This window comes from uncultured Thiohalocapsa sp. (genome assembly GCF_913062725.1).
Lineage (GTDB): Bacteria > Pseudomonadota > Gammaproteobacteria > Chromatiales > Chromatiaceae > Thiohalocapsa.
In genome coordinates, this window is sequence record NZ_CAJXWY010000008.1 from 1 (window position 1) to 21,092 (window position 21,092).

Below are 21,092 nucleotides of genomic sequence, written 5' to 3' on the forward strand. Positions count from 1 at the left end.
ACCCGGCTTGGGTGGAGCGCTGACGTGGGGGATGGACATGGGGGCTTGCGCTGTCAGACGGCGGGGCCGGCGCTCGGAGCATGGCACGACGGTATGGATAGGGTGGATTCTAACCATCCCAAGCGATGCGGGCCAGCGTTTGCGTGTGAAGGGCTTGCCCGTATCCGCGGATGGGAAGGTCACCTGATGCCTGTGCGCCCCGGGCCCGGTCGCCGGGACCGTTGCGATAGCCCGAGTGCATGCCTTCACGACTGCATCCCTGCGGTCGAGACCCCCGCCGTCCGCCACCCAACCTGCTCGAGGTTTGAGCCGGACAATGCTGTGCGCCGGGGATGGTATCGGCTCGCTCGCCACCGACGCGTCAGCATCAACGCAGTGACGCCGCGAGTCGCAGCAGCCCCTTCAGATCGATCTCGCCGCTGTGGCGGTAGCCCAGCCGCAGCGGCGGCAGAACCGTCACGGTGCCCTCCAGGCGATAGCGCCAGGGCTGCGGCATGAGCGCGAGCCCGGGGAGCGTGCGGGCCAGGTGGCGGGCATCGGCGCTGATCAGCGCCTCCATTGCGGCTTCGCCGTGGGCGGGCACGCGGCGCCGGAGTGTGCCTTCGCCCGATGCGATGGGCCGTTCTTCCAGCCAGAGGCGGTAGGTCATGGACAACACCGGCAGTGGCAGGGGGTTGGGGTTCTGTACGCTGAGTCCAACCCGCAGGCGCTGCTCGCCGGCGGTGAGCTGGTCTGGGCGCACGGCGGTGAGCTTGACGTCCGGGGGCTTTAGCTGGCGCATCAGCCACACTACTGCCGCGGTCAGCAACAGCGCGGCGGCGACCAACAGCCAGCTCAGCATCCCGGTGACCCGCCAGCGGCTTCAGACCGAGACATGCAGCGGCGCCCCGGGTGCCGACTGCGCCTGTGCCAGTCTGCGCAGCAGCCACTTGGTGATCCTGAGCACCGGGACGATTGTCACCGCGGCGGTGATCGTCATCTTAGCCGCCGCCGGTGAGCCGGCTCGCATGGCCGTCGGTCCGGATGGTTTCGCGCTGCGCGGCGAGGATGGCCCGGGGCGAGATCGCATCTCCCCGCGGCAGTGCGTTGCCGCCGTGTGGTTCCGGTCGGGTGGTGGCTTCGGCGCCGCGACCGCGCCGGGGTTCGGCTACTGTAGACATGCTGTCGCAGTCTATAGGATGTCTGCCTGGGCCGACGCTGCGCTGGATCATGGCGCTCCGCCCCAAAGCCTCTAAGGTCAGTGGAAGATTTGCCGGATCAATGAATTATTCAGTATATTAGAGAAATCTAATCTTTAAGGGAAAACGCGATCATGAGTCCGCGACCATACACATCAGGCCTGCTGGCGTTGCTGGCGCTCGTCGTCGGGCCGGCGGCGCACGCCGCCGGCGATACGCCGCCGGCCACCGCCGCAGCCAGCCTCGAGACCGCACAAATCAGCCATCGCACCGTGCCGCGGGAGTATCGCCTCGACGGTGTCGTCGAGGCGGTGAACCGCACCACGGTCTCCGCTCAGACCCAGGGTCAGGTGGAAGAGATTCTCTACGACGTGGACGACTTCGTGCGCAAGGGCGAGATCGTTGTACGCCTGCGCGACAACGAGCACCGTGCACGCGTCGCCCAGGCCGCCGCAGAGCTCAAGTCGGCGACGGCGGAGCTGACGCGCGCCGAGGACGAATTTGCCCGGATCGAGGGCCTCTACGAGACCAAGAACGTCTCCGAATCCGACATGGATCGGGCCGAGGCGGAGCTGGCGAGCGCCGAGGCCCGGCTCGACGCGGCCCGGGCGACCCTGGAACAGGCCGAGGAGCAGCTCGAGTATACCCGCATCCGCGCCCCGTATTCCGGCATCGTCATCAATCGCCACGTGGAGCCGGGTGAGATTGCGAGCCCGGGCCAGCCGGTGATGACCGGCATTTCGCTGGAGCAGCTGCGGGTCACGGTGGATGTGCCGCAGAGCGTGATCCCGGCGGTGCGCCAGATTGGTGAGGTAAACGTCTACCTCCCCAGCGGCGATGCGGTGAGTGCTGTGGTGCAGCCGGAGCGCATCACCGTTTTCCCATACGCCGACATGGGCTCCAACACGTTCAGGGTGCGGCTGGATCTGGCCGACCGTCTGCAGGACCTGTTTCCGGGCATGTTCGTCAAGACGGGCTTCGTCACCGGCAAGAAGGAAGAGCTGATGGTGCCTGAGGATGCCGTGGTGTATCGCTCCGAGGTCACCGGCGTCTATGTGGTGGACGCCGATGCTCAGGTGCACTTCCGCCAGATCCGCGTCGGCCGCAAGCATGGTGAGGCGCTGGTGGTGCTCTCGGGCTTGACGCCGGATGAGCGCGTTGCGCTCGATCCCATCGCCGCCGGTGTCGCGCTGAAGGCCCAGGCGCGGGCACGGGCCGACGCACGGGCGGAGGCTGAGCAGGATGGCTGACACCGACACCCGCAACGGCGCCGACAGGGACGCCGACGGTGGCGCCGGTGGCGGGCTCGGTCTCTCCGGGCGCGTCGCCGCGTACTTTCAGAACACCGAGATCACGCCGCTGCTGGCGCTGGTGGGCCTGCTGCTCGGTCTCTTCGCGATCCTGATCACGCCGCGCGAAGAGGAGCCGCAGATCAACGTCACCTTCGCCGACGTGTTTATTCCGTTCCCCGGGGCATCGGCCACGGAGGTGGAGCATCTCATCGCCGGCCCCGCCGAGCAGGTGCTCTCCGAGATCAAGGGCGTGAAGCACATCTACAGCGTCTCGCGGCCGGGCATGGCCGTGGTGACGGTGCAGTTCCGCGTCGGCGAGGATCGCACCGACGCCATTGTGCGCCTGCACAGCAAGGTCATGTCCAATGAGGACTGGCTGCCGCCGAACCTCGGCGTGGGGCAGCCCATCATCAAGCCCAAGGGCATCGACGACGTGCCCATTCTCACCGCCACCCTCTGGTCCAGGGATCAGGCCGTCGGCGCCTATGAGCTTGGCAAGGTGGCCCACGCCATCGAGCAGGAGATCAAGCGCGTCGACGGTACCCGCGACGTCTACACCATCGGCGTGCCCGAGCAGGTGGTCCGCGTCATGCTGGACCCGCAGGCCCTCGTCGCCTACGGCATCGATATCACCGATCTGCGCCGGGCGCTGCAGGCCAGCAACGCCATCCGCGACGACATTGGCGTGGTGGCCGACAACCACGAGGTGCTGGTGCAGGCCGGTACCTTCCTCACCGACCCCGAAGACATCGGCGAGCTGGTGGTGGGCCTGCATGGCGGCCGGCCCGTGTATCTGCGCGACGTCGCCCGGGTGGTGCGCGGCCCGGAGGAGCCCGAGACCTACGTCTGGATGGGGATGGGGCCCGGAGCCGCCCACGGCGCGGCCGGCCAGGCCCGGAGCGATCCCGACGGATGTGCGCTCGCCATGGGCTGTGCGACGCCGGCGGTGACCATCGCCGTGGCCAAGAAGGAGGGCGAGAACGCGGTGGACATCGCCGCGCGCGTGGTCGAGCGCTTCGCTCAGCTGCAGGGCACCTTCATCCCCGAGGGCGTCGAGGTCAGCATCACCCGTAACTACGGCGAAACCGCCGACGCCAAGGCCAAGAAGCTCATCACCAAGCTGGCATTTGCGACTCTCAGCGTGGTGCTGCTGGTGCTCCTGGCCCTCGGCTGGCGCGAGGCCGTCATCGTCGGCGCGGCGGTGATCGTCACCTTGGCGCTGACGCTCTTTGCGAGCTGGGCCTATGGCTTCACGCTGAACCGGGTGTCGTTGTTCGCGCTCATTTTCTCCATCGGTATCCTCGTCGACGACGCCATCGTGGTGGTGGAGAACATCCATCGGCACATGGCGCTGTGGCCGCGCCGGAAGCTGCTCGCGCTCATGCCCGGCGCCGTGGACGAGGTGGGCAGCCCCACCATCCTGGCCACCTTCACCGTCATCGCCGCCCTGCTGCCCATGGCCTTCGTGACAGGACTGATGGGGCCATACATGAGCCCCATCCCCATCAATGCCTCCATGGGCATGCTGATCTCGCTGGTGGTGGCCTTCGTGTTCACGCCCTGGATGAGCAACTTCCTGCTCGGCAAGCGGCATGATGCCGCGGTGGCCGCGGGTGGGTCCGCGCACGGACACCAGGCGGAGGGCGGCAGCGCGTTCCTCGGGCGCCTGTTCCATACCCTCATCGGCCCCTTTCTTGCGGGTGGCCGCGGTCAGCTGAACCGCTGGCTGCTATTGGCCGGCGTGCTGCTGCTCATCGCCGGCTCGCTGCTGCTGGCGGTGAACCGGGTGGTCATCCTCAAGATGCTGCCCTTCGACAACAAGAGCGAGCTGCAGGTGGTGCTGGACATGCCCGAGGGCACCAGCCTGGAGCAGACCGCCCGGGTGCTCGGCGAGATGGGGCGCTATTTGAGCGGCGTCCCGGAAGTGGCCGACTACCAGGTTTACGCCGGCACCGCCGCGCCCATCAATTTCAACGGGCTGGTGCGCCAATACTACCTGCGCGAGGGACCGCACCTGGGCGATATCCAGGTGAATCTGGTGGACAAGCACCATCGCGACGACAAGAGCCACAAGATCGCGCTCGGCCTGCGCGAGCCCTTGCAAGCCATCGCCCGCCGGTACGACGGCAACGCCAAGATCGTCGAGATTCCACCGGGCCCGCCGGTGCTCTCGCCGCTGGTGGCCGAGGTCTATGGGATCGACTACGACGGCCAGATCGAGATCGCCAAACAGGTGCGCGCGGTGTTCGCCGACACGGCGGATATCGTCGACATCGACGACTCCGTTGAATATCCGTCGGAGAAGGTGCTCGTGGTCGTCGACCGCGCCAAGGCGGCGCGCCTGGGTGTTGAGCAGGCCAGCGTCGCGCAGGCGCTCGCCACCGTGCTGGAAGGCGAGGACATGAGCTTCCTGCACGGCGCCAATGTGAAATACGCCGTGCCCATTCGCGTGGAATACGCCGCCGCCGATAAAGCCGACCTGGAGCAGGTGCTGGCGCTGCGGGTGCGCTCCAGGGGTGGGCAGCTGGTGCCGCTGTCGGAGATCGTCGACGTGGTGGAGACCACCCGCGCCCACAGCATTTACCACAAGGACCTGCTGCCCGTGGTCTATGTCACCGGCGACATGGCCGGCCCCATCGACAGCCCCCTGTATGGCCTGTTCGACATCGCCGGCCGGCTCGGCGACGACCTGGGCTTGGCGCAGTGGTATGTGCAGCAGCCGGAGAACCCCTATGAGTTCAGCGTCAAATGGGATGGCGAGTGGCAGATCACCTACGAGACCTTCCGGGACATGGGAATCGCCTACGGCGTCGGGCTGATCCTGATCTACCTGTTGGTGGTCGCCCAGTTCCGCAGCTACCTGGTGCCGCTGGTGATCATGGCGCCCATCCCGCTCACCCTCATCGGCATCATGCCGGGGCACGCTCTGCTCGGTGCGCAATTCACCGCCACCAGCATGATCGGCATGATCGCCCTCGCCGGCATCATCGTGCGCAATTCCATCCTGCTGGTGGACTTCATCAACCAGCAGGTGCGAGCGGGCAGGAGTCTGGAGCAGGCGGTGGTGGACGCTGCCATCGTCCGTGCCAAGCCCATTGCGCTGACCGCCGTCGCCGCCATGGCCGGCGCGGTGTTCATCCTCGATGACCCGATCTTCTCGGGGCTCGCGGTGTCGTTGCTGTTCGGCCTGTTCGTCTCCACGGCGCTGACGCTGGTGGTGATTCCCGTGGTGTACTACGGGGTCATGCGAAAGCGGGTGGCGTGGATTCGTACGGCGACGGGGTGAGGTGCGGTTGAAAGAATAAAAGAATAGGAAATCCAAGCCACCCCGGGCATCCAGATTGGCCCGGGGAGGGAGGTGATCGGGGTCGGGGTGCGGGTCGCGCGGTCAACGCCCTGTTTGGTCCCGGATGATTCCTGGCCCCGCAGGAGCTATCCTCTGTTCCTGGCCAGGGGCGCTCTTGAGCGTGAAGCCCGTCATCGGCCATCCCCTCTGACCGGAGCCCGGAGCCACGATGCACGTCCGACTGCACCAGAACGCGCGTACGACGCCCGCCACGCGGCGCGAGATGCAAGACTCCACCCTGCCCACGGCGACCCTGGCGCGTCAGTACAACGTCAGCGAGGAGACGGTGCGCAAGTGGCGCAACCGCGCCGATGTGCAGGACGCCTCGCATTGCCCGCAGCGGCTGCAGACGACGCTCACCACGGCCCAGGAGGCGGTGGTGGTGGAACTGCGCAAGACGGCGCTGCTCCCGCTCGACGACCTGCTCGCCGTCGTCCACGAGTTCATCAACCCCGCCGTCTCGCGCTCCGGACTCGAGCGCTGCCTGCGCCGCCACGGCGTCTCGCGCCTGGCCGCTGTGCGCCCAAAGGACGAGCAGCCGACAACGCCCGCCAAGGGCTTCAAGGACGACGCACCGGGCTTCGTGCACATGGATGTGAAGGTCCTGCCGCAGATGGCCGACGAGGACAAACGCACGTATCTGTTCGTCGCCATCGACCGCGCCACCCCTAAGCGACCCTGGTAATCTGCCGGGACCGGACAATTAGCCGCAGGTGATTGTGTCGCTCAGGCACGAATCACCCGAATCGGCCGACCGGCTGGGCTGCTGGCCTCCTCGACCCGGGAGCGTGCCTCAATCGGCGGCTGCCCGGCGCGGCGGTCGAAAATCACTAGCCAGCCGGTGTCCAAACCCAGTCCGTTCAGGTAGCCATCGAGCTGGGTCAGACCCTCCGTGATCGGATCGGGGCGTCCGTCGCGCCAGACTTTGAGTTCGATACCGAGGGTGACCGAGCCATAGCGCAGGCACAAATCCATGCGACCGGCGCCGATGGCGTATTCCCGTTCCAGGGTGCCGCCGCCGTTGACGACGCGATGCAGATAGGCCATCAGCACCAGATGCGGGGCGATCTCATGATAGGGCGCGCTGCCGAGCAGCGGCTCGCCATGCTGGCGCCAGAAGGCGAGAAATGCGTCCAGCAACAGGCTAGGATCAAGCTGGCCTTGGGTGTCGAGCCAGGTGGGGGCGATTTGGGGCAAAGAGGCCTGAGGGACCTCGGCGAGTGTGCGGGGCAGAACCTCCCGATAGATGGGATTGGCGATTTCAATGCCGCCACCACCCTGTTGGCGTAACAATCCGAGGTCAATGAGGTATTCGAGGTCTTCCAGCGGAAGCTGGCCAAGGGCTTCTCCCGCCAGCATCGGCTCGATGATGCGTCGCACGCGCTCCTCGCTCAATTTGTCGGCAAGCTGGTCGAGATGGGTGACGCGGTTGCGGATCAAATCCTCCTTGGCCGCGTCGATCATGGCCAGGGTGATGGGTTGGGAGCGGTCGCGCCCCTCACGCCGTTCGAAGCAGGCCTGATAAGCCAGCGCATTGATCAGCCAGGGCTGGCCCTGGGTCAGCTCCCAGACCCGCGTGAGCGCCTCGGACGTGAAGACTTGGCCGGTCTCCGCGCTGTGCTCGGCAAGCAATGCGCGGGCTTCGGCCAGGGAGAAATCGCCCAGGCGCAGCGACTTGGCGCGCACGTTAAAGGCACTGCCGCCGGTGATGGGCTCGGGCTCGGAACGGGCGTGAATGCGATAATCGCGAATGTCGCGCACCCCGCAGAGCACGACGCTTTGCGGGAAGGGCAACCCCGGGCGTTGGGTGTAGCCGGTGCGCAGCTGCCGCAGCAGGGAGACCAGGGTGTCGCCGATCAGCGCATCGACCTCGTCGAGCAGCAGGACCAGCGGGTGCTCGGCCGCGGCGCTCCAGCGGGTCAGCAGGTCGGTCAGCACGCCGTCCGCGCCCCGTCGCGCGAAGCCCTGGTCGATCCAGTCAAACAGCCGCTCCTCGCCGAGAATGCCCTGCGCCGAAGCACCGATGGCGCCGCAGATGGTGCGCATGCCCCGCGAGACATCCTGCCGCGCCGTTTGTGCGGTCTCGATATTGACGTAAAGCGCCTGATAGTCAGACCCGCGGTTTAGATGCTCCATCAGCGCGAGCAAACAACTGGTCTTGCCCGTCTGGCGCGGCGCATGCAGCAGGAAATACTTCTTGCGCGCGATCAGCGTCAGGATCTCATCGAGATCCCAGCGCGACAGCGGCGGCAGGCAGTAATGCTCCTCGCAGTGGACAGGGCCTTCGGTATTGAAAAAGCGCATGGTTTGGCAAGCCCTTGGCGGCGGAATCGAGTCCAACAAGGATAACAGCGACCCGCCCGAGCGCATCCGAAACCGAAGGATAGGAAATCCAAGCCACCCTGGGCGTCCAGATTGGCCGGGGGGGAGAAGTTGTCGGGGCTGGGGTGCGCGGTCAACGCCCAACTGCGGGGCTCACGGACGTCGCGCGCGGTGCAGGCGCCCGCGTCCCGGGGATGCTGGGGGGAGCATCTGCGGCGCAGCGTGCCGCCGGGCGCGCAGGGGGCCACACCGTTGCCCGCGGGAGAGACACGGCGGCTACCAGGAGACGCGCTGATCGAGCGCGAACCCGGGCTCGGGTTGTTTGAGGAGGTCCCCGTCCGGCATTGGCTCGGGAGCATCGTCCCGGGCGGGCGGTCCGCGTGCGGGCGGGATCAGAGGCGGACGCGGTGGCTCACCGGGAGCCGAGAGGATCTGCTCGACGGGCGCGGCCGCGGTGACGAAGGCGATGAGGCGCAGGTCTGCGCCGCCGTTGGGGCAGAGCAGCGGCGGCGACCCGAACAGCCGGGCCAGCAGCATGGCCCAGAGGTAGCGTGCCGGGGAGCGCGTCTTGGAGGCCGGCGTTGGAGGCGGTGAACCGACCGCGTTCGGCGCGCCGGTTGCGTCCGCCACCTCAGGTCCGAAGGCGATGGCAGCCGCCCGCAGGGGCGCGTTTGGCGCGAGCACGCCATGTCAGTGGCAAAGTCGTGGGTTCCGGTGCCCAACGGAGTGCCGGTTGCCACGACCGTCCGCAAGGTGCCGGGCGAGGTCGAAAACGGCGCCTTCTCTCAGTGACCCCGGCTCTCAGTGACCCCGGCACCCCGCGCACGCCACAGCGGGATTTTGCCAATCCTGGCTGTCAGAGCCGAGTCTGGCACCTAAGGCGCACAGGCTCCTAGGAACGGTTTACCTGAGCACTATTTGTGTAGAAAACCCATGAACTCCGAGCGGGTGCGCGGATCGTCCTCGAAGGTGCCGCGCATGGCGCTGGAGACGGTGGTGCTGTTTTGCTTCTGCACGCCGCGCATCATCATGCAGGTATGGCTTGCTTCCATGACCACGGCCACGCCATGGGCACCGAGATGCTCCATGAGGGCGTCGGCCACCTGGTTGGTGAGCCGTTCCTGGACCTGCAGCCGGCGGGCGAAGACATCCACCACGCGCGCCACTTTGCTCAGCCCGACGACCTTGCCGTTGGGCAGGTAGCCGACGTGGGCGTGGCCAAAGAACGGCAGCATGTGATGCTCGCACATGCTGTAGAACTCGATGTCGCGGACGATGACCATCTCTTTGACGTCTTCTTCGAAGACCGCCTTTTTGATGATCTCCTCTGCCGACAGCTCGTAGCCGCTGGTGAGGAAGTCCATGGCCTTGGCAACCCGCAGCGGCGTGCGACGCAGACCCTCGCGCTCAGGGTCTTCGCCGATCTCATGCAGCATCTGCCGCACCAGGCGCTCTTTGGCCTCGTCATAGACTTCGCTCTCGGCTTCGGCTTCGAAACTGTCGGCGTAATGGCCGTCGCTGGCGATGCGCGCAATGCGCCCTTCTGCTGCCATGATCGTCTTCCTGCTAGGTCGGTCGTGGGCGACATCGTAAGGCCGCCGACTGCATCTCATGTGGTCGCGACCCGGGCCCGGTTGCCGTCGCCGGGTCAACGCTCGCTGCCGCAGAGATAGGGGCTGGTGCGTCGATTCCCATCGATATCGGTGCCTGAGCAGATCTGTGGCAGCGCTTGGCCGGTGCTGCGGCCAAGCCGCCGAAGACCACCATGTGCAGGCGCATCGGCGACTGCGGGCACAGAGTCCTGCGGCGTGATATTGGTCGGAATTCCTATGCGGCCGCTGTTTTCTGGCAGCGCTATCCGGCTTCCGGTAGCATAGACCGCAACAACGCTCGGCCACCGTCCGCTCGATTGCGCGAGGGAACCTGTCTTCGGCCGACAGTTTTTGCGCGCACGACGACGCCGGCCGCTGCCCACGCGAGCTTCCGCGGCGCAGGCACGCACGTTCGCACCCACGACCGGGAATCCGATCCGCTGCACACGGTGCTCGAGGCTGACATTGGGTGATCACTGCGCCGGCGGCGATGGCCGCACGGATGTCGCCACAGGCGCCCAGCAGGACGCGGGCTCGCACCACAGCTCCCACCGGATGCGTTTCCTGCAGCCGTCGCGCCGCTCGCTCGCCCCGCCGCCCCAAGTCTGAGGAAACAAGCATCATGTGTGGTTTTTGCGGTGAGATCCGCTTCGACGATCGCCCCATCGATCTGGCTGCGCTGGCCGCCGTCAACACCGTCATGGAGCCCCGCGGGCCCGATGCCAGCGGTCTGTTCCAGCAGGGACGGGTGGCGTTGGGCCACCGCCGGCTCAGCATCATCGATCTCAGCACCCACGCCAACCAGCCGATGGTGGACAGCGACCTGGGGCTGACGGTTGCCTTCAACGGCTGTATCTACAACTACAAACAGCTGCGCGACGAGCTGGCGGGGCAGGGTTACCGCTTTTTCAGCCACGGCGATACCGAAGTGGTGCTCAAGGCCTTTCACGCCTGGGGTGCGGATTGCGTGCAGCGCTTCCATGGCATGTTTGCCTTCGCCGTCGCCGAGCGCGACAGCGGACGCCTGACGCTGGTACGCGATCGCCTGGGCATCAAGCCGCTGTACTTCGCCGAGCTGTCCGGTGGCGTACGCTTTGCATCCACGCTGCCGGCGCTGCTGGCAGGCGGCGGCATCGACACCGATCTGGACCCGGTGGCGCTGCATCATTACATGCATTTCCACGCCGTCGTGCCCGCGCCCTATACCATCCTGCGCGGTGTGCGCAAGCTGCCGCCAGCCACCATTCGCGTCATCGAGGCGGACGGCACCACCCGCGAGCACACCTACTGGGCGCCGACGTTCGAGACGCCGCCGCAAGAGCGAGGCCTGAGCTTCGAAGACTGGCAGGACCGGGTGCTCGGCGCCCTGCGCACGGCGGTGGAGCGCCGGCTGGTGGCGGACGTGGACGTGGGCGTGCTGCTCTCGGGCGGGCTCGACTCCAGCCTGATCGTCGGCCTGCTGGCGGAAGGGGGCCAAACCGGTCTCAATACGTTCTCGGTGGGCTTCGAGAGCGTCGGCGACGAGGCGGGGGACGAGTTTCAGTATTCGGACATCATCGCCCAGCACTACGGCACCCGGCATCACAAGATCCACGTCGACTCGGCCTCGAGGCTGCTGCCGAATTTGCCGAGCTGTATCCGCGCCATGGCCGAGCCCATGGTCAGTCATGACGTCATCGGCTTCTTTTTGCTCTCCCAGGAAGTGGCCAGGCACGTCAAGGTGGTGCAGAGCGGGCAGGGCGCCGACGAGGTCTTCGGCGGCTATCACTGGTATCCGCCAATGCTGGAGAGCACCGATGCGGCCACGGACTACGCCCGTGTGTTCTGCGATCGCGACCATGACGAGTACCTGCGCGCCGTGCACCCGCGTCTGCACGGCGACGATTACAGCCGCGCGCTGATCCGTGCGCACTTCGCCAGGCCCGGCGCCGAGGCCGCCGTGGACAAGGCCCTGCGCATCGACCAGCTCGTCATGCTGGTGGATGATCCGGTCAAGCGGGTGGACAACATGACCATGGCCTGGGGCCTGGAGGCGCGCGTGCCCTTTCTCGACCACGAGCTGGTGGAGCTCGCCGCCCGCATCCCGGCGGAGCACAAGCTCTGCGACGACGGCAAGTGCGTGCTGAAGGCGGTTGGCCGCCGCGTCATTCCGAAGGCGGTCATCGACCGGCCCAAGGGCTACTTCCCGGTGCCGGCGCTCAAGTACCCCCGCGGCGACGTGCTGGACATGATGCGCGATGCCGTGACCTCCCAGCGCGCCCGCGAGCGCCAGCTCTTCCAGCCCGAGTATGTGCAGGCGCTGCTCGCCGATCCGGAGGCCCACATCACGCCCCTGCGGGGCTCCAAGCTCTGGCAGGTGGCCTTGCTGGAGCTATGGCTGCAGGAGCACGGAGTCTGATCGAGCGTTGCAGCGTACCGGGGGCGGGACGGCGTCTGTGGTGTGGCCCGTCGGCGGCCCGCAGGCTGCACTGACAGCCCCAGGCGATCCGCCCAAGCAGTAATCACGGGACGAGGGGACAGATTCATGACCGTCCGCGACAACATCCACCATCGGCTGGAGCGCAAGCGCGGTCCGTCGGTGAGCAGCTGGGACAATAAGCCACGCAGCGACGACGAAAGTTGGTCCGAGACCGTCGTCGACTGCGGCTGGGGTCGGCTCATCTTCGGCCAGACGTTCAACGATCCCCAGCGTCTCGCCCATTGCCTGCAGGACGAGCAACCCGGACGGCGTGATGTGGCGCTGTACCTGCGCGATCCGCACGTGGTGCTGTCCTATGCGCCGCAGGACCTGTTTCTGGACCCATCCCACACCTTCCGGCTGTGGTTCGAGCGTTATCAGTTCACCCAGCGTCGGCCCAAGGGCTTCGTGGTGCGGCTGCTGACCAGCCACATGGATGCCGAGGCGGCGACCCGGCTGTATGCGGCGCGCAGAATGGTGCCGCCGGACCCGGACTTTATTTTTCAGCAGCGCGCCTCGCGGATGCTGCACTACTGGGTGGCCGAAGACGTGCAGGACGGCGCCATCCTGGGTGTGGTCTGCGGCGTCGACCACGTCGAAGCCTTTGACGACTACGAGCTCGGTGCCAGCTTGTGGGCGCTGTGCGTGGATTCCCAGGCGCCGTACCCGGGCATCGGGGAGATGCTGGTGCGGCAGGTGGTGGAGTTCTATCATGCGCGTGGCCGTGCCTTCCTGGATCTGTCGGTGATGCACGACAACCGCGGCGCCATCCGCCTCTACGAGAAGCTCGGCTTCGAGCGCGTGCCGGTGTTCGCGCTGAAAAACAAGAATGCCTACAACGAGCCGTTGTTCATCGGCAAGCAGCCGGAGACCAACCTGAACCCCTACGCCACCATCATCGTCAACGAAGCGCGCCGCCGCGGCATCGGCATCGAGGTCATCGACGCCGAGGCGGGTTACTTTGCGCTGAGCCTCGGCGGTCGGCGCATCGTTTGCCGCGAGTCGCTGTCGGAGCTCACCACCGCCGTGGCCATGAGCCGCTGCGATGACAAGGCCGTCACCCAGCGTTTATTGCGCCGCGCCGGTCTTGAGGTGCCGGCGCAATGCGAGTACGTGGCGCTCGATCAGGCCGAGGCCTTCCTCACCAAGCACAAACGCCTGGTGGTGAAGCCGGCGCGCGGTGAGCAGGGTGCCGGCATCAGCGTGGACATCCGCTCGGTCGCGGACCTGGAGCGCGCCATCACCGCCGCCGAGCGTATCTGTGAGACGGTGATCCTGGAGCAGTTTTGCCCGGGCGACGATGTGCGCATCATCGTCATCGACTTCGAGGTGGTCGCCGCCGCCGTCCGTCGTCCGGCCCATGTGGTGGGCAATGGCCACAACACGGTGAGCGAGCTGATCCAGATCCAGAGCCGGCGTCGGCGCGCCGCCACCGGCGGCGAGAGCTCGATCCCCATGGACGATGAGACCGAGCGCTGCGTGGTCCAGGCGGGCTACCGCATGGATCAGGTGCCGCAGGAGGGTGAGTTGTTGTGGGTGCGCAAGACCGCCAACCTGCACACCGGTGGTACCATCCACGATTGTACCGAGCAACTGAGTCCGACCCTCGCGAGCGCCGCAAAAAAGGCCGCTCGGGAACTTGACATTCCGGTGACGGGGCTGGATTTTCTGGTACCTGACGTGAGCGGCTCCGAGTACGTGATCATCGAGGCGAACGAGCGCCCCGGACTTGCGAACCACGAGCCGCAGCCCACCGCCGAGCGCTTTGTGGATCTGCTCTTTCCGCAGACCGCAACGCGACATCCGGCCAATCGGGAGCTCCGGGTTTGAAAGCTGTCCCCATCGATCACGAGTATCTCCTGGACATCCTGCTGCGGCTGCTGTTCACGCCCAGCCCGTCCGGCTACACCGACCGCGTCGTGCACCTCGTCTGCGAGGAGCTCGAGCGCATGGATGTGCCCTTCGAGCTGACCCGCCGTGGCGCCATCCGGGCCACGCTGAAGGGCGAGGCGGAGCGGCCCAACAAAGCCATCGTCGCCCACATCGACACCCTCGGCGCCATGATCAAGGCCCTCAAGCCCAATGGACGGCTGCAACTGGTGCCGGTGGGCCACTGGAACGCCCGCTTCGCCGAGGGCGCCCGATGCACGCTGTTCACCGACCACGGCCAGCACCGTGGCACCATCCTGCCGCTGAAGGCCTCCGGGCATACCTTCGGCCCGGAGATCGACTCCCAGCCCACGGGCTGGGATTATGTGGAGCTTCGCATCGACGAGCGGGTGTTCAACCTGGAGGATTTGCTCCGGCTGGGCGTGCACGTGGGTGACTTCGTGGCCATCGATACGACGCCGGAGGTCACCAGCACCGGTTACATCAACGCCCGCCACTTGGACGACAAGGCCGGCGCCGCGCTGCTGCTCGCCGCCACCAAAGCGGTGAAAGAGCAGGAAGTGCCATTACCCGTGGACTGCCATCCGCTGTTTACCATCTCCGAAGAGGTGGGCTCGGGGGCCTCGGCGGCACTGCACCAGGATGTGGCCGAGATGCTCACCATCGACAACGGCACCACGGCTCCCGGGCAGAACTCCAGCGAATTCGGTGCGACCATCTGCATGGCGGACATGGGCGGGCCCTTCGACTATCACCTGACGCGGCGCATTATCCAGATCTGTCAGGAATTCCAGATTCCGCATCAGCGCGACGTCTTCAAGTACTACCGCTCCGACAGTGCCGCGGCGCTCGAGGCCGGTAACGACGTGCGCACAGCGCTGGTGACCTTCGGCATCGATGCGAGCCACGGCTACGAGCGCATCCATCAGGAGGCGCTCGAGTCCATCGCCGAACTGGTGGCCATCTATATGCAGTCGCCCCCGCTCTACGCCCGCGACCGCTTCGAGATGGGACCGCGCGCGGGCTTCCCGACCATGCCTGGTTGACAGGGGCGGGGCGAGGCGCCGGGGTCGAGGCCTGCCACGGCGGTTAACTGGGTTCCCTGGAGGGGGCCAGTCCGCCCTGAGGTGGTCTGTCGCAACCGCATCACGGACATCGGCGGCGGCCCGCTCGCACAGATCAGCGAGCGCTTTTTGAACCGATCCCTTGTGTTGCGATCGCCCCGCGCTCACGACCCGACGTTCTCGCATGTCCGACGAGCATTTCTACAACGACCTCGACGCGACCCTGGAGCAGGTATGGCAGCGCCTCGGTCGTGGCGTGGCCGACCGGCGCTCCGGGATGCGCACGGTGCAGCTGGCGAGCCTGGGCCTGGACGGCACGCCGCGGGTGCGCAGCGTCGTGCTGCGGGGTGTGGACCGGGCCGAACGGCTGCTGCGGGTGCATACGGATCGGCGCTCGCCCAAATTCGCCGAAATCTCCGAACATCCAGCGGTTGAGATCTGCGCCTATGACCCGCGGGCGAAGGTCCAGATCCGTGCCCGAGGCTCGGCGGCGCTGGCCACAACCGCGGCGGCGGAGCCCGCCTGGGCGGCCACGCAGCCCGGCTCGCGGGCCTGCTATCGCGTGTCGGCGCCGCCGGGCTCGCCGCTGGTCGATCCCACCGCGGTTGATCCACAGCCGACGCCTCAGGCACCCGCCGACGCCGGTCGTGAGCACTTCAGTGTGGTGCTCACGACGGTGGCGCGTCTCGATTGGCTGTATCTCGCTGCCCGCGGCCATCGGCGGGCCCGCTTCGACTGGCACGAGGGGCGCTGGCAGGGTCGCTGGCTGGTGCCTTGAGTGGATAACGCCGGGGCGACACGCCGCGGCCTGTGATTGACCCGCAGCCGGCGCGCCGCAGGCGGGGCGCGCGTCCGCCGCGGCACGCGGCGTGGGCCGTCTGGCAGAGGCGTCAGCCGAAGGCCAGGCGCTGTTCGGTCCCGTCCGCGGCGCGGGTGAGCACCTCGAAGCCGGCGCTGGCGAGATCCGCCCGCAGCGTGGCGCTGTCGGCGCCGTGACGCCAAGTGAGCTCCAACACAGGGTCCGCCGTCTCGGTGACCGTCAGCTCGCCGGCGAAGGCCGGCGCGGTGTTACGCAGCCGGATCAGCGCTAGCTGGTCGCGCACAATGGGTCGGGTCAGGGCGGCGTGCACCTCTGCCATGGACAGGTTGGTGCGGTTGATCTCCTTGTGCCCGGCGGCGCCGCCGGCATCGGCGGCGGCGTAGTCGTTGCGCCCGGCGAAGAGATCCAGATACCAAACCTGCGGGATGCCCGGCATGAACAGCTGAATCGCCCGCGCCAGCAAGAGCTTCTGCTCATCTTCCCCCAAGGCGCTGAAAAAGGTGGCGTTGATCTGATAGTAGGCGATCTTCTTGCCGTCTGTGCCATAGAGGTTCTTCACCCGGCCGCCATGGTTGATGACGGCTTCCATGACCGCGTCGATGCGGGCGTCGTCCAGCAGGCCCGCGTGGTGCACGCCATCTACCACCGCCCCGCGCAGATCCAGCACCGGGATGCCGTCGTGGCAGCCGAGCATGTTGATGGTCTCAAGGCCGCGGGTCTGGATTTCGCCGATCCAGCGCTTGAGCGGCACGCCGGTTTCGTGCTCGAGGGCGTCGATGACGAGTCCGGGGAAGAAGAAGTCGTAAATGGGATAGCCCTGGGCGGCCACCTCTTGGTGGAGTTCCTTGCCGTACTCGGCGTGGACCTCGGGGAAGACGATGAGCTCGTGCCGCCGGGCGATGTCGCGCAACCGGTCCAGGTATTGCCAGGTGCCCGGCTGATTGAAGAAGTTCGCTTTACCCGGCGCTTTGTGCAGGTAGGCGAAGGCGTCCAGGCGGATGATGATCGCGCCATAGCCCTTGAGCTTGCCGAGGGTCTCGTCATAGAACTGCCATACGCCCTCGGAGCGGGCGTTGAGGTCCATCTGCCCCAGGTATTCGCGCTTTTGGTCCACCACGGTCAGGGTTTCGCTGCGGTAGTGGTTGTAGCCGTCCAGATCGATGTCATCCGGGGCGACGCCGTTCTCCAGCGCACCGTTGACCATCATGGCGATGGTGGGCGCAACGGATTCGTCCACCCCGGCGGCGATGAGCTCGTCCGGTCCAATGGGGCGGTAGGTCACCTTCTGATAAAAGGTGTTCCAGTAGGGGCGGTCGGTGCCGTCCGGGAAGCGCACGTCCAGGATGGGTAGCCCCGGCTTGCGCAGGAAGAGCTTCTCCAGATGCTCCGGGTAGGGAATGACGTGGCCATCGGGTCCCATGTCGCCGTGTCCCTCCCAAAAGGCGTTCCAGTCGACGAAGAAGTCCTTGTAGGGCGACGCATCGCCGTTGCGCAGCAGATCCTGGAACTGTGGCGAGGCCACGGACAGGTGGTTCAGCACCAGGTCGAACTTGAACTGGATGCCGAGCCGTGTGAGCGCCGTCAGATCGTCCGGGGTCACCAGGTCTTCGTTCAGCGCATAGTCGATGACCGAGAAGCCACGGTCGAGATCGCTGTGGAAACAGGTCGGCAGCAGGTAGAGCAATGAAAAGGCGCCGTCGAAGTCCGGCTCCTGTAGCAGCGAGACCGAGTCCGACAGCCGGTTACCGATGCTGTCTGGATAGAGGTTGAGCATCACACCGTTCGGTAATGTCTGAACGGCTGCGTCCGCGTGATGTGCCATAGCTTGTTGTCCCCTTGGCTGGAACTGACAGCGGTTGGGTATGGGCCTCAGGTTGAGCCCACAGTAGCGCTTGGGCCGCGCGACACAGGCGGGCGCCGGCGACATCGTGATTGGCATGATGAACGTGCGCCGGTGGCGGCGACAAGGCATGCGCTTGACTTCGGGCAAGGCGCCTGGCCACCGACACCGTGATGGGTGGGCGGAATGCGCGTAATGCGCGCTGCGATGATCTGGGACAAACCGATTCGCAAAACCGAAACCGCAGAAGCGATGGCGACGGTCCTGCGCCCGGCGCCGCACCAACTGTGGGTGACTCGTGTGTCGTACCGGTTGGCGTCGACCGCCGGATGACGGTCTTCAGTGCGCTGCGGCCGGCATGCCGTGCACGCCGGCCGACGGTGCTGCGGGCGTGCCGTGCTGTCAGTCGCGCTGCCCGTAATGTCCCTGACGCACACCCGCGAGGAGCCTGAGAAAGTCCTCACCGCTCACCTTGACCAGATGCTGGTGGTCCCCGGCCTCGAAGTAGACTTCGCCGAGCGTGGTCAGGCCCTCGTCCAGGAAGGTCTCGATGCCGTAGAGGGGGCCGAGCGGAGGCACGGCCCCCGGTGCGCAGTCCGGCAGCAGCCCGGCGAGCGCTGACTCTTCGTCCAGCGTGAAAGTGCGGCCGCTGTCGCGGTTGAGCGTGTCCAGATGCAGCCAAGTGTCGCCGGGCATCACCGCCATCGCATGTCCGTCACCGTCGTGCAGCATGACCGCCTTGGCGATGTGGTCCTCGGGCACATGCGCCGCCGCGGCGGATTCATGGGTCGAGCCCGTGGGCGGATGGGGCATCAGCTCGAAGGCGATGTGCTGGGCGCGTAGCCTGCTGTCGATGCGTGCAGCGATGCTCATGGCAAACCTCCTGAGCCGCATGGATTGCGGCGCTTCTCCCTCAAGCTTGGTACAACGCCGGCTGCTTGTCCCCGTCGCGGGTCGCCGTGGTGTCCCCGTCCATCGCCGCATCGATCAGGTCCGTCGGCATCCGCATGGTGGTGCCGGGTCGTGCAGCGCCGAGCGATCGCCGCGGCCGGGGCGGTCGGGGCGGTCGGGGCTTGACATCATCCCACGCGACCCCTACTTTACATAACGCAGGCGCTCATCGAGGCCTGCGGAACGTGCGGTTCACTCAACGCACACCCAATACATGTTGCTCAAGTGGAGAATATGTCCATGACGACGATCGACTTTTCGCCCCTGTTCCGATCCATGATCGGCTTCGACCGGCTGTCCAACGCACTCGAGACGGCGTATCGCACGGAGCCCGGTGGCTATCCGCCCTACAACGTCGAAGTGCAGGGCGAGAACGACTACCGCGTGACCATGGCGGTCGCCGGCTTCTCGCCGGAGGACTTGGAGATCGAGGTCACCGAGAACGTGCTCCGCGTCTCCGGCGCCCGTGCCGAGCAGGGCAAGGAGCGGGACACCAGGTACCTGTACCGCGGTATCGCCAACCGCAGCTTCGAGCGCAAGTTCCAGCTCGCCGACTATGTCCGTGTGGTGGATGCGCGTCTGGAGAACGGTCTGCTGCACATCGAGCTGCGCCGCGAGATCCCCGAGGCCATGAAGCCCCGGAAGATCGATATTCGCAGTGATGACGCGAAGCTGATCAGCGCCGCGCAGCAGAAGGCAGAGACGAAGTCTGCTGCCTGAGCCGGCAGCTGAGCGACAGTCCGCAGGGACGCGGTCGCGCGAATGAGGCCGGGCCGATGCCCGGCCTTTTTGTTGAGCGCGGCTGTCAGCAGCGGCCGCGGTGCGGGGTACTGCACGCCACCGATGGCGCAAGCAATCCGCGCCGCGACTCTGGCTGCGGTTGCTCAGGGGCGCCGGAAGATGGGGCGCCCCGCCCGGCGGCCGGGTTGTAGCTTCAGCCGTCGCTGCGCAAGGCAGCCACCTGGTCCGGAGTTACTGGGGCCGCATCATTGCCCCAGTTGGCACGGATGTAGCTGGCCAGGGTGGCGATCTGCTTGTCCGTGAAAATGCTGCCGAAGGACGGCATCACCACATGCGCGGAGTAGGCCTGCGACGGGTCGGAGGGTGCACCCAGCAGCAGAGTCTTGATGATGTCATTGGGCCGCTCCAGCGTCACCACCTCGTTGCCCGCGAGCGCCGGGAAGTAGGGGGGCAGGCCCTGGCCGTGGCTCTGGTGGCAGCTGGCGCAATAACTGGCGTAGAGCTTGCGGCCCTTGACATAGGTCTCTTCGGTCAGCTGATGCGGCACCGGGGGCGTCGTCCGCGGTGCTTCCTGCGCCGGGCGATCCTTCAGGTAGACCGCCATGGCCCGCAGGTCCGAGGCTGCCAGCTGTGACAGACTGTCATGCACGACCTCCGCCATGGGCCCCAGCGCCGCGGTCTGCGGTCCTTCGCCTGCCTTGGCCGGCGGCGCCTCACCGGTCGCCAGATAGGTGGCCAGCGCCTCAACCGTCCAGCGCCCGAGCCCCTCGGTCAGATCGTTGGTCAGATTGGGCGCATACCAGCCGTCGATGATGGCGCCGGTGAGGGCTTCTTTGTGCTCCTTGGCGCCGGCGATGTTGCGCGGCGTGTGGCAGCTACCGCAGTGGCCGAGTCCCTCCACGAGGTAGGCGCCGCGGTTCCACTCGTCGCTCTTGTCCGGATTGGCCTGGAAGCGCTCCTTATCCAGAAACAGGAGCTGCCAGCCGAACAGCAGATCGCGCATGTCGAAGGGCCAGCGCATCTGCGACTCCGGCGGCCGGTAGCTGGTGGGCTCGAGGGAGAACAGGTAATCCTTGATGGCCAGCAGGTCGTCGTCCTTTACCTTGGTATAGGACGGGTAGGGGAGCGCCGGGTAGTAGGGCTTGCCATCAGGACGAATGCCATGCTGCAGGGCACGTAGGAAATCCTCGTCGCTGAATTCGCCGATACCGTGAGCCTTGGAGGGCCGGATGTTGGGGGTGTAGAGCACGCCGAACGGGGTGTCGATGGCGAGTCCGCCTTCGAAGGGCTTACCGCCGTCGCGGGTGTGACAGGCGGCACAGTCGCCGGCGATGGTCAGGTAGCGACCGTAGTTCACCCGTTCCTGCGAGAGATCGCCGTAGGCACGGGCCGGCGGCAGAAGGCTCTTCGTTGCAGCAGCCGCGGCTTGCGGCTGGCTGTCCGGCTTGGCAGCAGCCGGCGGCGCTGGCTCTGCTGCGATGACCGGCATGAGGGCCGCAGTGGCGGCGCAGGTGAGCAAAGTGGCGAGGATGGCGACTCGATGTTGCATGTTTCGTGTCTCCGGGGATTGGGGTTGTGGATTTGGTGGTGGTGATTGT

General features: G+C 66.6%; 14 protein-coding genes and 1 pseudogene. 8 read left to right on the forward strand and 7 right to left on the reverse strand.

Annotation, left to right across the window (positions count from 1 at the left end):
• Window positions 1-367: 367 nt before the first annotated feature.
• Window positions 368-841, reverse strand: a complete 474-nt coding sequence (locus tag QZ588_RS03345) for an LEA type 2 family protein (RefSeq protein ID WP_295539904.1) — start codon at window positions 839-841, stop codon at window positions 368-370.
• Window positions 842-1,312: 471 nt separating this feature from the next.
• Between QZ588_RS03345 and QZ588_RS03350 the strand changes: the two genes are divergently transcribed.
• From QZ588_RS03350 to QZ588_RS03360, 3 genes and pseudogenes are all read left to right on the forward strand, one after another.
• Window positions 1,313-2,428: an efflux RND transporter periplasmic adaptor subunit gene (locus QZ588_RS03350; protein ID WP_295539907.1), complete on the forward strand. Its 1,116-nt coding sequence runs from the start codon at window positions 1,313-1,315 to the stop codon at window positions 2,426-2,428.
• On the forward strand, window positions 2,421-5,756 hold the full coding sequence (locus QZ588_RS03355; RefSeq protein ID WP_295539909.1) for an efflux RND transporter permease subunit: 3,336 nt from the start codon (window positions 2,421-2,423) through the stop codon (window positions 5,754-5,756). Before QZ588_RS03350 ends, QZ588_RS03355 begins: the two co-directional genes overlap by 8 nt.
• A 229-nt stretch (window positions 5,757-5,985) precedes the next feature.
• Window positions 5,986-6,483 (forward strand): annotated as a pseudogene (locus QZ588_RS03360) (IS481 family transposase); the annotation flags it as partial.
• Between the two features lie 59 nt (window positions 6,484-6,542).
• Here the strand turns inward: QZ588_RS03360 and QZ588_RS03365 are convergent.
• The 3 genes from QZ588_RS03365 to folE form a co-directional block, all read right to left on the reverse strand.
• Complete coding sequence (locus tag QZ588_RS03365; RefSeq protein WP_295539912.1) at window positions 6,543-8,120, reverse strand: ATP-binding protein; 1,578 nt, start codon at window positions 8,118-8,120, stop codon at window positions 6,543-6,545.
• 294 nt (window positions 8,121-8,414) lie between these two features.
• Window positions 8,415-8,822, reverse strand: a complete 408-nt coding sequence (locus QZ588_RS03370; RefSeq protein ID WP_295539914.1) for a hypothetical protein — start codon at window positions 8,820-8,822, stop codon at window positions 8,415-8,417.
• Between the two features lie 230 nt (window positions 8,823-9,052).
• Window positions 9,053-9,691: a GTP cyclohydrolase I FolE gene (gene folE / locus QZ588_RS03375; protein ID WP_295539916.1), complete on the reverse strand. Its 639-nt coding sequence runs from the start codon at window positions 9,689-9,691 to the stop codon at window positions 9,053-9,055.
• A gap of 661 nt (window positions 9,692-10,352) precedes the next feature.
• Here folE and QZ588_RS03380 point away from each other — a divergent pair.
• The 4 genes from QZ588_RS03380 (at window position 10,353) to QZ588_RS03395 (ending at window position 15,920) form a co-directional block, all read left to right on the forward strand.
• On the forward strand, window positions 10,353-12,128 hold the full coding sequence (locus tag QZ588_RS03380; protein ID WP_295539919.1) for an N-acetylglutaminylglutamine amidotransferase: 1,776 nt from the start codon (window positions 10,353-10,355) through the stop codon (window positions 12,126-12,128).
• Between the two features lie 126 nt (window positions 12,129-12,254).
• Window positions 12,255-14,018: an N-acetylglutaminylglutamine synthetase gene (ngg, locus tag QZ588_RS03385; RefSeq protein ID WP_295539920.1), complete on the forward strand. Its 1,764-nt coding sequence runs from the start codon at window positions 12,255-12,257 to the stop codon at window positions 14,016-14,018.
• Window positions 14,015-15,124: an osmoprotectant NAGGN system M42 family peptidase gene (locus tag QZ588_RS03390; protein WP_295539922.1), complete on the forward strand. Its 1,110-nt coding sequence runs from the start codon at window positions 14,015-14,017 to the stop codon at window positions 15,122-15,124. Before ngg ends, QZ588_RS03390 begins: the two co-directional genes overlap by 4 nt.
• Window positions 15,125-15,326: 202 nt before the next feature.
• A complete protein-coding gene (locus QZ588_RS03395; protein ID WP_295539924.1) occupies window positions 15,327-15,920 on the forward strand; it encodes a pyridoxamine 5'-phosphate oxidase family protein in 594 nt (197 codons plus the stop codon).
• Window positions 15,921-16,032: 112 nt separating this feature from the next.
• Here the strand turns inward: QZ588_RS03395 and QZ588_RS03400 are convergent, their stop codons facing one another.
• Window positions 16,033-17,784: a glycosidase gene (locus QZ588_RS03400; RefSeq protein WP_295539927.1), complete on the reverse strand. Its 1,752-nt coding sequence runs from the start codon at window positions 17,782-17,784 to the stop codon at window positions 16,033-16,035.
• Window positions 17,785-18,204: 420 nt separating this feature from the next.
• Window positions 18,205-18,675, reverse strand: coding sequence for an aminoacyl-tRNA deacylase (locus QZ588_RS03405; RefSeq protein ID WP_295539929.1), 471 nt, complete (start codon window positions 18,673-18,675; stop codon window positions 18,205-18,207).
• A 318-nt stretch (window positions 18,676-18,993) separates the two neighbouring features.
• Here QZ588_RS03405 and QZ588_RS03410 point away from each other — a divergent pair, with 318 nt between their 5' ends.
• Complete coding sequence (locus QZ588_RS03410) at window positions 18,994-19,473, forward strand: Hsp20 family protein (RefSeq protein WP_295539931.1); 480 nt, start codon at window positions 18,994-18,996, stop codon at window positions 19,471-19,473.
• A gap of 214 nt (window positions 19,474-19,687) precedes the next feature.
• Here the strand turns inward: QZ588_RS03410 and QZ588_RS03415 are convergent, their stop codons facing one another.
• On the reverse strand, window positions 19,688-21,043 hold the full coding sequence (locus QZ588_RS03415) for a cytochrome c (protein ID WP_295539934.1): 1,356 nt from the start codon (window positions 21,041-21,043) through the stop codon (window positions 19,688-19,690).
• Window positions 21,044-21,092 lie beyond the last annotated feature (49 nt).

Bases quoted from the DNA above. Each gene is read 5' to 3' on its own strand.
- QZ588_RS03345 (WP_295539904.1), bottom strand. From the start codon at position 841: ATGCTGAGCTGGCTGTTGGTCGCCGCCGCGCTGTTGCTGACCGCGGCA.
- QZ588_RS03350 (WP_295539907.1), top strand. From the start codon at position 1,313: ATGAGTCCGCGACCATACACATCAGGCCTGCTGGCGTTGCTGGCGCTC.
- QZ588_RS03355 (WP_295539909.1), top strand. From the start codon at position 2,421: ATGGCTGACACCGACACCCGCAACGGCGCCGACAGGGACGCCGACGGT.
- QZ588_RS03365 (WP_295539912.1), bottom strand. From the start codon at position 8,120: ATGCGCTTTTTCAATACCGAAGGCCCTGTCCACTGCGAGGAGCATTAC.
- folE (WP_295539916.1), bottom strand. From the start codon at position 9,691: ATGGCAGCAGAAGGGCGCATTGCGCGCATCGCCAGCGACGGCCATTAC.
- QZ588_RS03380 (WP_295539919.1), top strand. From the start codon at position 10,353: ATGTGTGGTTTTTGCGGTGAGATCCGCTTCGACGATCGCCCCATCGAT.
- ngg (WP_295539920.1), top strand. From the start codon at position 12,255: ATGACCGTCCGCGACAACATCCACCATCGGCTGGAGCGCAAGCGCGGT.
- QZ588_RS03395 (WP_295539924.1), top strand. From the start codon at position 15,327: ATGTCCGACGAGCATTTCTACAACGACCTCGACGCGACCCTGGAGCAG.
- QZ588_RS03400 (WP_295539927.1), bottom strand. From the start codon at position 17,784: ATGGCACATCACGCGGACGCAGCCGTTCAGACATTACCGAACGGTGTG.
- QZ588_RS03405 (WP_295539929.1), bottom strand. From the start codon at position 18,675: ATGAGCATCGCTGCACGCATCGACAGCAGGCTACGCGCCCAGCACATC.
- QZ588_RS03410 (WP_295539931.1), top strand. From the start codon at position 18,994: ATGACGACGATCGACTTTTCGCCCCTGTTCCGATCCATGATCGGCTTC.
- QZ588_RS03415 (WP_295539934.1), bottom strand. From the start codon at position 21,043: ATGCAACATCGAGTCGCCATCCTCGCCACTTTGCTCACCTGCGCCGCC.